Genomic DNA, 13,062 nt, shown 5'->3' on the forward strand with positions numbered 1-13,062 from the left:
CACTGAACGCCCCCTCTCCCTCTGGGAGAGGGCTGGGGTGAGGGCAACCCCAGCCGCCGAATTACGCCCTGATCAACAGCGGCGCCGTTCCCCGGTAGCAAGCGTCCAGCCGCTCGGCGCGATGGGCCAGGACGCTGCGCTGGTTGAGCGAGCCCTTGTCGGTGATCTCGCCGCGGTCGGCGGATGGTGGCTCTTCCTGCAGGGCGATCCATTCCAGGCGGCTGGCGTTGCCCGAGGCCTCGCGATTGAGGCGCCCCAGCCAGGCGGCGAACCAGTCCTGCACCGGGGCGCTGGCCAGTACCGTGGCGGCATCGACCCCATCGTCCAGCCCGGCCAGTTGCCGGCAGTCCGCCAGGCGCGGAAAGACCAGCAGCCCCAGGCACTCGCGATCCGGCGCCGCCACCACCACGTCCTGCACCAGCGGCGTCCCCTCCAGCACCGCGCGATTGCGCAGGGGACCGACGCTGACGAACACCCCGGACGACAGCTTGAAGTCCTCGGCGATGCGGCCGTCGAACATCAGGCCCAGTTGCGGATTGGCCGGATCGACCAGCTTGAGCGCATCGCCCGAGCAGTAGAAGCCTTCCTCGTCGAAGCAGGCGGTGGTCTGGGCGGCATCGCGCCAGTAGCCGGGCATGATGTGCGGACCGCGGAAGCGCCCTTCCAGCTTGCCGTCCACCGGTACCAGCTTGAGTTCGCAGCCCGGCGCCGGCACCCCGACATAGCCGGCCACCGACAGCGGGCCGGTGGTGAAGGTGCAACTGGGCGAGGCCTCGGTCATGCCCAGGCCGGCCATCATGCGGATGCGTTCGCCGCAGTGGGCCTCGGCGATGCGATCCAGGCGATCCCAGACGCTTTGCGACAGCCCCGCCGCGGCAAAGAAGAACAGTCGCATGCGGGCGAAGAAGCGCTCGCGCAACTTGGCGTCGCGCTCCAGCGCATTGGCCAGCTCCTCCCAGCCGCGCGGCACCGTGAGGTAGGCGGTGGGCGATACCTCCTGCAGGTTGCGCAGGGTTTCGCCAAAGCCCTGGGGCGTCGGCTTGCCCTCGTCCAGGTAGAAGGTGCCACCGTTGTAGAGCACGATCCCCAGGTTGTGGCTGCCGCCGAAGGTGTGGTTCCAGGGCAGCCAGTCCACCAGCACCGGCGGCTCTTCGCCGAACACCGGAAAGGTCTGCAACAGCATCTGCTGGTTGGCGCAGAGCATGCGCTGGGTGGTGGTCACCGCCTTGGGCAGCTTGGTGGAACCTGAGGTGAAGAGAAACTTGGCGATGCTGTCCGGCCCGGTGGCGGCGAAGGCGCGCTCGGCGGCGGCCAGTTCGCCGCGGGCGAGCAGCGCCGCGAAGGCCAGGGTGCTGCGACCCTGCACCTGGCCGCGGGTCGCGATCACCGGTACGTCGGCGGGCAGTACGGCATCCAGCGCCTTCTGGAAGGCCGGGCCGTCGCTGACGAACACCAGCCCCGGCTGCAGCAGACCGCAGACATGGCGCAGCTTGGCGTGGTCCTGGGACAGCAGCGCATAGCCGGGTGACACCGGGCAGAAGGGAATGCCGGCATAGAGCGCCGCCATGGCCAGTTGCAGGTGCTCGGGGTCGTTGCCGGAGAGAATCGCCAGCGGACGCTCGGCGCAGAGGCCGAACTCCAGCAGCGCGGCGGCCAGCTGGCGCACTCGCTGCAGCATCTCGCCATAGGAAAATTCGCGCCAGGCGCCGCCGGCGTCCCGCGCGGCGAAGAAGGTGCGGTCCGGTGCCACTTCGGCCCAGTGCAGCAGGCGATCCAGCAGCCGCGGCGGCGGTGGGGTCAGGGCTTCCTGGGAGGCCATGTAGAGCAGCCCCCCGCGCTCTTCCACCGTGACCCCGGGGTGGCCCAGGGTCACCGGGCGATAGCGCAGCGGCTGATCGGCGGGCGCGCGGGTTTGCGTGACGTGACTCACCTTGAATTCTCCTCTGGGCTGGCGCCCGGAGGCGCCTCTTATTGTTGTTGCAACAGGAGCTAGGGACTGCGGACGCTAGATCGGGTAGTGACGTGGCCCCGTCTGCAGCGTCACCCAGCGCAACTGGGTGAAGTGGTCGATGGAGGCGCGCGAACCGAAGCTGCCGTAGCCACTGGACTTGACGCCGCCGAAGGGCATCTGCGCCTCGTCGTGCACCGTGGGGCCATTGATATGGCAGATGCCGCTCTCCACCCGCTGGGCCAGCGCCAGGGCGCGAGCGGTGTCGCGGCTGAAGATGGCGGACGAGAGACCGAATTCGGAGTCGTTGGCCAGGCGCAGCAGGGCTTCGTCGCCCTCGGCACGGATCACCACCGCGACCGGTCCGAAGGATTCCTCGGCATAGAGCTGCATCTCGGCGGTGACGCCATCCAGCAGGGTCGGCTGGAGGATGCTGCCGTCGAGCTGGCCACCACAGACCAGCCGGGCGCCCTTGCCCACGGCGTCGTCGATCATGGCCTTGATGCGGGTGCCGGCGCTGGCGTCGATCAGCGAGCCCAGCACCGAGTCGGCTGCACTGGGATCACCCGCCTTGAGGGTGCGCACCTTGGCCACCAGGCGCTCGACGAAGGCGTCGGCGATACGGCTGTCGACCAGCAGGCGCTCGGTGGACATGCAGATCTGCCCCTGGTTGAAGTAGGCGCCAAAGGCTGCCGCGGCGACCGCGGCATCCAGGTCGGCGTCTTCCAGCACCAGCAGCGGCGCCTTGCCGCCCAGTTCCAGCACGGCGGGCTTCAGATGGCGCGCCGACAGCTCGCCAACGATGCGACCGACCCGGGTGGAGCCGGTGAAGTTGACCCGCCGCACCGCCGGGTTGGCGATCAGCCGTTCGACGATGGCCGGGGCATCCTCCGGGGCGTTGGTGACGACGTTGACCACGCCGTCGCCCAGCCCGGCGTCCTGCAGCACCTGGCCGATCAGCCGGTGCACGCCCGGACTCTGCTCCGACGCTTTGAGCACCACGGTATTGCCGCAGGCCAGCGGCATGGCCAGGGCGCGGGTCCCCAGGATCACCGGAGCATTCCAGGGCGCGATACCCAGCACCACGCCACAGGGCTGGCGCAAGGCCATGGCGAAGCTGCCGGGAACGTCGGAAGGGATGACTTCGCCCTGGATCTGGGTGGTCATGGCCGCCGCCTCGCGCAGCATGTTGGCGGCCAGGTGGACGTTGAAGCCGTACCAGTTGGCCATGGCTCCGGTCTCCCCGGCCAGGGCGACGAATTCGCCACTGCGCGCCGCCAGGCCATCGGCTGCCGCCAGCAAACGGCGGCGGCGCTCGCCTGGCGGCAACGCCGCCCAGGCGGGAAAGGCGGCCTGGGCCGCGGCCACCGCGGCGTCGGCATCGTCCAGGGTGGCGGCGGCCACCGTGGAGACCACCGCGCCAGTCACCGGATGGCAACGCTGATAGCTGCGACCGTCGCCGGCCGGGCGGCTGGCGCCGCCGATGAGCAGGGATACCTCGACCATGGCGCTACCTCTTGTTGTTGTATGTGGGGCGGTGGCGATCTAGCGCTTGTAGGTCTGCAGACCGGGCTTGATGCTCTTGTCGTCGAGGAACTGCTTCATGCCCTGCTCGCGACCGCCTTCCGGATCCTGCAGGCGCGACTGGTCGAGCTTGGCATAGAGGTAGTCCTCGTTCTGCTCCCAGGTCAGCTCGCGGCAGCGCTTGAAGCCGACCTTGGCGGCGCGCAGCACCACCGGATTCTTGTCCAGCAGCTCGCGGGCCAGGGCGGTGGTCACCTCGCGCAACTGGTCGCGCGGCACGCTCTGGTTGACCAGGCCCATGGCCGCGGCCTCGGGACCGCTGAAGGTCTTGCCGGTCATCACATAGTAGAGGGCGGTGCGATGGCCCACGGTGTCGGCCAGGGCCTTGCTCACCAGGTTGCCCGGCGGGATGCCCCAGTTGATCTCGGACAGGCCGAAGGTGGCCTCGTTGGCGGTGATGGCCAGGTCGCAGGCCACCAGCGGACTGAAGCCGCCGCCAAAGCACCAGCCGTTGACCATGGCGATGGTCGGCTTGGCGTACATGCGCAACAGCTTCCACTGCCACTGGGAGGCTTCGCGGCGAATCTTTTCCTGCAGGATCTCCGGGCCGGCATCGGTCTCGCGGAAGTATTCCTTGAGGTCCATGCCCGCGGTCCAGGCCTCGCCGGCACCGGTCAGCACCAGCACGCCGGCAGTGGCGTCCTGCTCCAGGGTTTCCAGCACCTCGACCATCTCGCGGTTGAGGGTGGGGCTCATGGCATTGCGTTTTTCCGGACGATTGAGCGTCACCCAGGCGATACCGTCCTCGATGTCCACTTTGACCGTCTGCCAGCGTCCGTCGTAACTGCCCATGGCGTGTGCCTCTTGTTGTTGGGTGGGTATGGCACTGAAGCTACGCCAGGGAATTAGTTAAGTCAATTAACTATTTTTGGCAAAACGATGACCCTGGCAAAAGCGGCTAGCCCAGCGCCTTGCCCGCGGACACGCTAAAACCCGCTGACGCCGGCCGTCCTTCGGGGCGGGTCAGCAGGAGCAGCAGCCCCGCCGCGACGAAGACGCCAGCAAAGACCAGGTACAGCCGCAGCGGCGGCCACCCGTTATCGAGCAGCAGTCCTGCTACTACCGGCGAGAGAATGGCGCCCAGGCGACCAATCCCGATGCCCCAGCCCACCCCGGTGGCGCGCACTTCGGCGGCATAGGCCAGCGCCGGCAGCGCATAGAGTCCGGCGACGCAGCCATTGGCGAAGAGCCCGATCAGCAGGCCCATGGCCAGGGCGCCCAGGTAGGAACTGCCCATATGGGCGAAGGCCACCAGCAGCAGCGCGGTGGTCAGCATGAAGCCGCCCAGCGCCCGGGACAGCGGCAGGCGAGCGAACAGCAGACCCACCAGGGCGGCGCCAAAGATGCCGCCCACGCTCAGCAGCACGCCACCGGCCACCCCCTGCTGCTCGGAAAGCCCCAGGGTGGTCAGCAGCTTGGGCGTCCAGCTCATGATGAAGTAGAAGCCGAACATGGCCAGAAAGAACAGCGTCCACACCAGCAGGGTGGTCCGCCGCAAGGCCGGAGCCAGCAGCCGGCCAACGGTGCCGGCGGCGCCGGGGCCTTGCACCTGCGGTGGCAGCGCGGCGAGCTCAGGCTGGCCAAGTCGCCGGGCCAGGCGATTGACCTGCACCAGGGCGCTGACCGGCCGCCGCGTGAGCAGAAAATCCAGCGATTCCGGCAGACCAAGGAGCACCAGTGGCAGGGCGCCCAGGGTGATGAGGCCACCCGCGCAGAAGACCGCGCGCCAGCCCCAGTGCGACAGCAGCCAGACCGCCAGCAAGCCACCCAGGGTCGCTCCCAGCGCATAGCCCATGCCCTGCAAGCTGACCGCCAGGCCCCGCCAGCGGCGCGCCGAATATTCGCTGGCGATCACGTTGCTGCTGGCCAGCACTCCCCCCACGCCCAAGCCGGTAAGGCCGCGCAGCAGTGCCAGTTGCAGCGGCGACCCCGCCAGCGCCGAGAGCAGCATGCCGATCCCCGAGAGCAGCAGGCAGACCAGGATCAGCCGGCGGCGCCCCCAGCGATCGGCCAGCGGCGCCAGCAGCAGCGAACCGGCCGCCATGCCGACCAGGCCGGCGCTGAGCAGCAGCCCGACCTGAGCGCCGGAGAGTCCCCACTCGCGGGAAACCGAGGCCGCGGTAAAGGCCATCACCAGCACATCGAAGCCATCGATCATGTTGAGCAGGATGCACACCAGCACGGCCAGGTACTGGAAGCCGCGCATAGGCCCCCGGTCGACGATCTCGCGCAGATCGGTCATAGCCCACCTCGCGCAACGAACAGGTGACGGCGACCGCGCGGGACGCGCCCGGGATTGGACGGAAAGAGAGCGAGGCGTACTGACATGGCGAGCATCCTTGGGTTCTTGTTGTTGGAATCTCAGCCCGCTAACGCTGGCAAATATGGATCCAATCCACAAGATACCGCTGCCCAATCGAATCCAGGCGCCACCTCTGTCCTGCCCGGAAAGCGCTGGCCGATCAAGGCTATTCCGTCCTACAAGAACCCTTATCTTTGACCAATTAGCGGGCGATTATCGAGCAGCAATCGCGCTCGACGACCTGGCAGCCGCATTGACACCCCTAAAGACCTCAATCGATTATTGGATCCAATAGACAACAACAAGAGGTCCCATTCATGTACCCGAAGAACGCCTGGTACGTCGCCTGCACCCCCGACGAAGTGCAGGACAAACCCCTAGGCCGCCAGATCTGCGGCGAACCCCTGGTCTTCTATCGCGATGCCAACGGCCAGGTGGTGGCCCTGGAAGACTTCTGTCCGCACCGCGGCGCGCCGCTGTCCCTGGGCTTCGTCCGCGACGGCACCCTGGTCTGCGGCTATCACGGCCTGGAGATGGGCTGCGGCGGCAAGACCCTGGGCATGCCGGGGCAGCGGGTCGGCGTCTTTCCCGCGGTACGTCCCTATGCCGCCGTCGAGCGGCACGGCTTCGTCTGGGTCTGGCCGGGCGACCAGGCCAAGGCCGATCCCGCGCTGATCCCCCGCCTGGAATGGGCCGAGAGCCCGGACTGGGCCTATGGTGGCGGCCTCTATCACATCCAGTGCGACTACCGGCTGATGATCGACAATCTCATGGATCTCACCCACGAGACCTATGTCCACGCCTCCAGCATCGGCCAGAAGGAGATCGACGAGGCGCCGCCGGCCACCCGCGTCGAAGGCGACGAGGTCATCACCAGCCGGCACATGGAAAACATCGCCGCCCCGCCCTTCTGGCGCATGGCCCTGCGCGGCAACGGCCTGGCCGATGACGTCCCGGTGGATCGCTGGCAGATCTGCCGCTTCACCCCGCCCAGCCACGTCATGATCGAGGTAGGCGTGGCCCATGCCGGCCATGGCGGCTACGACGCCCCGGCGGCGGTCAAGGCCGCCAGCGTGGTGGTGGACTTCATCACCCCCGAGACCGAGACCTCCATCTGGTACTTCTGGGGCATGGCGCGCAACTTCAAGCCGGACGATGCCGAGCTCACCGCCAGCATCCGCGAGGGCCAGGGCAAGATCTTCGGCGAAGACCTGGAGATGCTCGAACGCCAGCAGCAGAACCTCCTGCGCTATCCCGAGCGCGGCCTGCTCAAGCTCAACATCGATGCCGGCGGCGTGCAGTCGCGGCAGATCATCGACCGCCTGCTGGCCGCCGAACAGGCCGCCACCGGCATCCCGGTCCGGCAGATCGCCTAGGAGACCTCCCATGCTCGACCTGATCGTCACCGCCGTGCAGCGCGAGGCGCCCACCATCCTGGCCTTCGACCTGGCCCGCGCCGACGGCGGCCCCCTGCCCGGCTTCGCCGCCGGCGCCCATCTGGAGATCGCCCTGGGCGACGGCCTGCTGCGCCACTATTCGCTGTGCGCCACGCCCGAACCCGCCCCGACCCGCTATCGCATCGCCGTGCTGCTCGTCCCCGACTCCCGCGGCGGCTCCCAGGCCATGCATCGCCTGCAAGTGGGCGATCGGCTGCAGGTCAGCGAGCCACGCAATCTGTTCGCCCTGGTGCCGAGCGCGCGCCGCACCCAGCTGCTGGCCGGCGGCATCGGCATCACCCCCCTCCTGGCCATGGCCGAACAGCTCTATCGGCAGGGCGCGCGTTTCACCCTGCGCTACCTGGTGCGCGACCGCGAACACGCGGCCTTCATCCCCTGGCTCAAGGCGCGGCCCTATGCCGAGCAGGTCAGGGTGCATTTCGACCAGCACGATCCGGCGCTGAGACCCAACTTCCAGCACCTGCTCGGCCCGGCGGCGCCGGACGACCATCTCTATGTCTGCGGTCCGGCCGGCTTCATGGCCGCGGTGGTGGACGCCGCCCAGGCCCAGGGCTGGCAACCCGGGCAGATCCATCGCGAATTCTTCGCCGCCGATCCCGCCGCCCAGGGCGAGCAGCGGCCCTTCGAGGTGGAGCTGGCGCGCAGCGGGCGCCGTGTGCAGGTACCGGCCGAGCGCAGCGTGGTCGAGGTCCTGGCCGATATGGGGGTCGTCCTGCCGGTGTCCTGTGGTCAGGGCCTCTGCGGCACCTGCCTGACCCCGGTGCTTGACGGCGAACCCGAGCACCGCGACCTCTTTCTCTCCGCGGCCGAGCACGCCGCCAACGACCGCTTCACCCCCTGCTGCTCCCGCGCCAAGGGCGAGCGGCTGGTGCTGGATCTCTGACGACCCGAGCCCTCCTAGCCTCCCCCTCTCCCCCTGGGAGAGGGCCGGGGTGAGGGAACCGGCCTACACCAACACCCGCACCGCCCCCGCCTCCCCCTCTTCCCCACCAAACCAGCGTGCATAGCCCAGGGTCGCCTGGGCGTGCTCGCGCATGATGCCCTCGGCACGGGCGCCCTGGCCGCGCACCAGGGCATCGAAGACCGCATGGTGCTGCAGATGGGCGAAGTTGAAGCGGCGGTATTCGCGCTCGAGATTGTCGGCATCCACCGCCAGGGCGCTCACCGAGGCGAAGGGCAGATGCTCGTGGCGGCCCAGGGCCAGGCCGATGGCCGGATTGCCGCTCGCCGCGACGATGGCCTGGTGGAAGGCCCGGTTGAGATCGTGGTACTCCTCCAGATCCTCCAGCAGCACATGCCCCTTGGCGAACAGCAGATCGCCCCGGCGCAGGCAGTCTTCCAGCCGGGCGCGCGTCGGCGCGTCCAGGCCACGCTCGGCGGCCTGGCGCGCGGCCAGGCCCTCCAGCACCCCGCGCACCTCCACGGCACCCTCCAGATCGGCACCGGTCAGCGCCCGCACCTGATAGCCGCGGGCACCGCTGCGCTCCAGCAGGCCTTCCTCGGCCAGGGTGCGCAGGGCCAGGCGCACCGGCATGCGCGACACGGCGAAGCGTTCGGCGGTGGGAATCTCCGCCAGGCGCTCACCCGCGCCCAGTTCGCCGGACAGGATCATCTGCCGCAGAGCGGCCAGTACCCGCTGTCCCGGCTTGCTCATGGCTGTCCTTCTCCTTCATTGATCTCGGCCAGCAGCCACTGCCGAAAGGCCTGCAGCGACGGCAGCCCCTCGTTGCGCGGCGGATAGACCAGGTAATAGCTGCGGCGACTGACCAGCGCCGGCCCACAGGCCAGCAACTCGCCCTGGGCCAGTTCGTCTTCCACCAGTACCCGCGGCACCAGGCCGATGCCAATGCCGGCGCGTACCGCCTGGATCAAGTGCGAGGTCAGTTCGAAACTCGGCCCCGGCCGCATCGCCCGATGCGGCAGCTCGTGATGCCGGAACCATTCGCCCCAGGCCTGGGGATTGTTGGCCACGCCCAGCAGCAGCTGGTCGGCCAGGGTGGCAGGCGTGGCGTCCGGCAATTCCGCCAGGGTCGCCGGGCTGGCGATCACCACCAGGTGCTCGGCTTGCAGCGGATGGGCACGGAGCCCCGGCCAGTCGCCGCTGCCGACGCTGATGGCGGCGTCGATCTCGCTGGCGGCGAAATCCACCGCCTGGATGCGCGAATGCAGGTGCACCAGCATGCCGGGGTGGGCGGCATAGAAGTCGCCCAGGCGCGGCAGCAGCCACTTGGAACCAAAGGTCGGCAGCACCGCCAGGCGCAGGGTGCCCTGGCCGGAGGCGAAGGCCATGGCCTGCAGGGTGGCGCTGCGAATCTGCCCCAGGGCCAGGCCCAGCTCGCGACTGTAGGCGCGACCGACATCGGTAAGGACGATCTGCCGCCCCTCGCGGCGAAACAGCGTCAATCCCAGCAACTGTTCCAGGGCCTGCACCTGGCGACCGACGGCGCTCTGGGTCAGCGACAGCTCCTCGGCCGCCCGGGTATAGCTCTCATGGCGCGCCGCCGCCTCGAAGGCCAGCAGCAGCGACATGGAGGGCGTCAGGCGACGGTGATTCATTCAGGATCTTCCGGCATAGGCGGCGGAATCTTCGGTTGTGGCGCCGCCGCGCTGTGGTGAGAATGCCTACTATAGCCAGAAAAGGTCGACGCCATTCCTTCGCTCGCTGAAGGAGACGGCCGTCCGCCGCCAGAGAGCCCGCCTGATGAACATGATCGCCCGCCTGCCGGCCCCGGCGCCCCTCGCCGCCGCCTACACCGACTTCCTGACCACCCTGGCCGCCAGCGGCTTCCAGGGCGAGATCGCGCTGGATCATGCCAGCCGCACGGTCATGGCCACCGACAACTCCATCTACCAGCGCCTGCCCCAGGCGGCGGTCTTTCCCAAGGACAGCGCCGACGTCCAGCGCCTGGCCCGGCTGATGGGCGAGTCGCGCTTCCAGGGCGTGGTCCTGACCCCGCGTGGCGGCGGCACCGGTACCAACGGCCAGTCCCTCACCGATGGCATCGTGGTCGACCTCTCCCGCCACCTGAACCAGATTTTCGAGATCAACGCCGCGGAGGGCTGGGTGCGGGTGCAAGCAGGCGTGGTCAAGGACCAGCTCAACGCCGCGCTCCGGCCCCACGGCCTGTTCTTCGCCCCGGAGCTGTCCACCTCCAACCGCGCCACCATCGGCGGCATGATCAACACCGATGCCAGCGGCCAGGGCAGCGTGACCTACGGCAAGACCCGCAACCACGTGCTGGAGCTGGATGCCTACCTGATCGGCGGCGAGCGCCTGCAGAGTCGCCCGGTGGACAACGCCGAGCTGGACGCCCTCTGCGCTCGCGACGACCGCACCGGCGCCGTCTATCGCTGCGCGCGGGACATTGCCGAGCAGCAGGCCGACCTGATCGAGGCGCGCTTTCCCAAGCTCAATCGCTGCCTGACCGGCTACGACCTGGCGCACCTGATCGAGGCGGATGGCCGCTTCAACCTCAACAGCGTGCTCTGCGGCGCCGAGGGCTCCCTGGCCTTTATCGCCGAGGCCAAACTCAACGTCTTGCCGATTCCCAAGTATTCGGTGCTGGTCAACGTTCGCTACGCCAGCTTCATGGATGCCCTGCGCGACGCCCGCGCCCTGATCGAACTCAAGCCGCTATCCATCGAGACGGTGGATTCCAAGGTGCTCCTGCTGGCCATGCAGGACATCGTCTGGCACAGCGTGGCGGAGTATTTCCCCGAGGACGTCGCGCGTCCCACCCTGGGCATCAACCTGGTGGAATTCAGCGGCGACGATCCCGAGGAAGTGGATGCCCGCGTCCAGGGCTTCCTCGAGCACCTGCGCCAGGACCCTACCGTCGAGCGCCTCGGCCACACCCTGGCCGTCGGCCGCAATGCCGTGACCCGGGTCTACACCATGCGCAAGCGCGCGGTGGGCCTGCTCGGCAACGTCCAGGGCGAGATCCGCCCGCAGCCCTTCGTCGAAGACACCGCGGTACCGCCCGAGCGGCTGGCCGACTTCATCGCCGAATTCCGCGCCCTGCTCGACGGCCACAACCTGCAATACGGCATGTTCGGCCACGTCGACGCCGGGGTGCTGCACGTGCGTCCGGCGCTGGATCTCAAGGACCCGCGCCAGGCGGCGCTGGTCCGGCCGATCTCCGACCAGGTGGCCGCCCTGACGCAGAAATACGGCGGCCTGCTCTGGGGCGAACACGGCAAGGGCGTGCGCTCGGAATACGCGCCGGCCTTCTTCGGTGACCTCTACCCGGCCCTGCAGGCGCTCAAGGGCGCCTTCGATCCGCACAACCAGCTCAATCCGGGCAAGATCGCCACCCCGCTCGCCAGCGGCGCCGAGTTGCTCAAGGTCGATGGCGTGACCCTCCGCGGCGAACTGGACCGCACCCTCGACGAGCGCGTCTGGCAGAGCTACGGCACCGCCATGCACTGCAACGGCAACGGCGCCTGCTACAACTACGATCCCGACGACGCCATGTGCCCGTCCTGGAAGGCCACCCGCCAGCGCATCCATTCGCCCAAGGGCCGCGCCGCCCTGATCCGCGAATGGCTGCGCCTGCAGGGCCAGGCCGGCATCGATGTCCTGGCCCCGGCGCCGCGCGGTGCGCTGAACTGGCTCAAGGCCCTGCCGCAGCGCTGGCGCAATGGCCGCCAGGCCGAGGCGGATTTCTCCCACGAGGTCTATGACGCCATGGCCGGCTGCCTGGCGTGCAAGTCCTGCGCGGGCCAGTGCCCGATCAAGGTCAATGTGCCGGAATTCCGCTCGCGCTTTCTCGAACTCTATCACCGTCGCTATCTGCGCCCCGTCCGCGACTACCTGATCGGCTCCCTGGAATTCAGCCTGCCGCTGTTCGCCCGCGCCCCGGGCCTCTACAACGCGGTGATGGGTGCGACGCCGATCCAGCGGCTGTTCGCCGAGCGCATCGGCATGGTCGACAGCCCCCTGCTCAGCCGCTTCGACCTGGTGCCGGTCATGCATCAGTGGCAGGTCCAGATCGCCACGCCGGAGCGGTTGCTGGCGCTGAGCGAGGACGAGCGCGCCAGGACCGTAGTGGTGGTACAGGATGCCTTCACCCGCTACTTCGAGACGCCGCTCACCGCCGCCTTCCTCGAACTGGCGGCCCGGCTGGGCCAGCGGGTGTTCCTCGCGCCCTATCGCGCCAACGGCAAGCCGCTGCAGGTACAGGGTTTTCTCGGCGCCTTCGAGCGCACCGCACGGCGCAACGCCGCCCAGCTCGCCAGCCTGGCCGGCTTCGGCGTCAAGTTGGTCGGCCTCGATCCGGCCATGACCCTGGTCTATCGCCAGGAATACCCCAAGGTCCCCGGCATTGCCCAGATGCCCGAGGTCCTGCTGCCCCAGGAATGGCTGCTGCATGTGCTGCCGAAAGAGCAGAAGGTGGTCGGCGACAAGGTCTATCGCCTGCTCGGCCATTGCACCGAGAAGACCAACGCCCCGGCCAGCGTCAGCCAGTGGCAGCAGGTGTTCGAACGCCTAGGTCTGGGCCTCAAGCCGGAAAGCACCGGCTGCTGCGGCATGTCCGGCACCTACGGCCACGAGGCACGCAACCTGGCGACCTCCAAGGTGATCTACGACCAGTCCTGGGCCCGCGCCGTAGCCGTCCCGGCGGACCAGGGCGAAGCCCTGGCCACCGGCTATTCCTGCCGCAGCCAGGTCAAGCGCATCGATGACCGCCGCCTGCGCCATCCGCTGGAAGCGGTGCTGGATGCGGTGCGGGGCTGAACGCTCCTGCCCTATCCCTGATCGCGGCCATGGG

The 13,062-nt window shown here is 68.7% G+C and carries 9 protein-coding genes; 3 read left to right on the forward strand and 6 right to left on the reverse strand.

The features are described 5' to 3' along the window. Positions 1-61: 61 nt before the first annotated feature. From POR01S_RS10315 to POR01S_RS10330, 4 genes are all read right to left on the reverse strand, one after another. Complete coding sequence (locus tag POR01S_RS10315; protein WP_042135637.1) at positions 62-1,930, reverse strand: feruloyl-CoA synthase; 1,869 nt, start codon at positions 1,928-1,930, stop codon at positions 62-64. A 75-nt stretch (positions 1,931-2,005) separates the two neighbouring features. After that, entirely contained in the window at positions 2,006-3,454 is a 1,449-nt protein-coding gene (locus tag POR01S_RS10320) for an aldehyde dehydrogenase (protein ID WP_042135642.1), read from the reverse strand. Between the two features lie 39 nt (positions 3,455-3,493). Continuing rightward, a complete protein-coding gene (locus tag POR01S_RS10325) occupies positions 3,494-4,324 on the reverse strand; it encodes a p-hydroxycinnamoyl CoA hydratase/lyase (RefSeq protein WP_042135645.1) in 831 nt (276 codons plus the stop codon). 106 nt (positions 4,325-4,430) lie between these two features. Beyond that, positions 4,431-5,774, reverse strand: coding sequence for an MFS transporter (locus tag POR01S_RS10330; protein ID WP_042135647.1), 1,344 nt, complete (start codon positions 5,772-5,774; stop codon positions 4,431-4,433). A 377-nt stretch (positions 5,775-6,151) separates the two neighbouring features. Between POR01S_RS10330 and POR01S_RS10335 the strand changes: the two genes are divergently transcribed. After that, positions 6,152-7,210 carry an aromatic ring-hydroxylating dioxygenase subunit alpha gene (locus POR01S_RS10335; RefSeq protein WP_042135649.1) on the forward strand — a complete coding sequence of 353 codons (1,059 nt, stop codon included), beginning with the start codon at positions 6,152-6,154 and terminating at the stop codon, positions 7,208-7,210. A 10-nt stretch (positions 7,211-7,220) separates the two neighbouring features. Beyond that, positions 7,221-8,174 carry a PDR/VanB family oxidoreductase gene (locus POR01S_RS10340; RefSeq protein WP_042135651.1) on the forward strand — a complete coding sequence of 318 codons (954 nt, stop codon included), beginning with the start codon at positions 7,221-7,223 and terminating at the stop codon, positions 8,172-8,174. A gap of 63 nt (positions 8,175-8,237) precedes the next feature. Here the strand turns inward: POR01S_RS10340 and POR01S_RS10345 are convergent, their stop codons facing one another. After that, complete coding sequence (locus tag POR01S_RS10345) at positions 8,238-8,945, reverse strand: GntR family transcriptional regulator (RefSeq protein ID WP_027596840.1); 708 nt, start codon at positions 8,943-8,945, stop codon at positions 8,238-8,240. Beyond that, on the reverse strand, positions 8,942-9,847 hold the full coding sequence (locus POR01S_RS10350; protein WP_027596841.1) for a LysR substrate-binding domain-containing protein: 906 nt from the start codon (positions 9,845-9,847) through the stop codon (positions 8,942-8,944). Before POR01S_RS10350 ends, POR01S_RS10345 begins: the two co-directional genes overlap by 4 nt. Before the next feature lie 151 nt (positions 9,848-9,998). On the opposite strand from POR01S_RS10350, the gene ydiJ reads away from it, so the two are divergent. Continuing rightward, positions 9,999-13,028, forward strand: coding sequence for a D-2-hydroxyglutarate dehydrogenase YdiJ (gene ydiJ, locus POR01S_RS10355; RefSeq protein WP_042135658.1), 3,030 nt, complete (start codon positions 9,999-10,001; stop codon positions 13,026-13,028). Positions 13,029-13,062: the final 34 nt, after the last annotated feature.

This window comes from Pseudomonas oryzihabitans NBRC 102199 (genome assembly GCF_000730625.1).
Taxonomy (GTDB): Bacteria; Pseudomonadota; Gammaproteobacteria; order Pseudomonadales; family Pseudomonadaceae; genus Chryseomonas; species Chryseomonas oryzihabitans.

Coding starts and splice junctions, on each gene's coding strand:
- POR01S_RS10325 (WP_042135645.1), bottom strand. CDS start 4,324: ATGGGCAGTTACGACGGACGCTGGCAGACGGTCAAAGTGGACATCGAG.
- POR01S_RS10320 (WP_042135642.1), bottom strand. CDS start 3,454: ATGGTCGAGGTATCCCTGCTCATCGGCGGCGCCAGCCGCCCGGCCGGC.
- POR01S_RS10330 (WP_042135647.1), bottom strand. CDS start 5,774: ATGACCGATCTGCGCGAGATCGTCGACCGGGGGCCTATGCGCGGCTTC.
- POR01S_RS10345 (WP_027596840.1), bottom strand. CDS start 8,945: ATGAGCAAGCCGGGACAGCGGGTACTGGCCGCTCTGCGGCAGATGATC.
- POR01S_RS10340 (WP_042135651.1), top strand. CDS start 7,221: ATGCTCGACCTGATCGTCACCGCCGTGCAGCGCGAGGCGCCCACCATC.
- POR01S_RS10350 (WP_027596841.1), bottom strand. CDS start 9,847: ATGAATCACCGTCGCCTGACGCCCTCCATGTCGCTGCTGCTGGCCTTC.
- ydiJ (WP_042135658.1), top strand. CDS start 9,999: ATGATCGCCCGCCTGCCGGCCCCGGCGCCCCTCGCCGCCGCCTACACC.
- POR01S_RS10335 (WP_042135649.1), top strand. CDS start 6,152: ATGTACCCGAAGAACGCCTGGTACGTCGCCTGCACCCCCGACGAAGTG.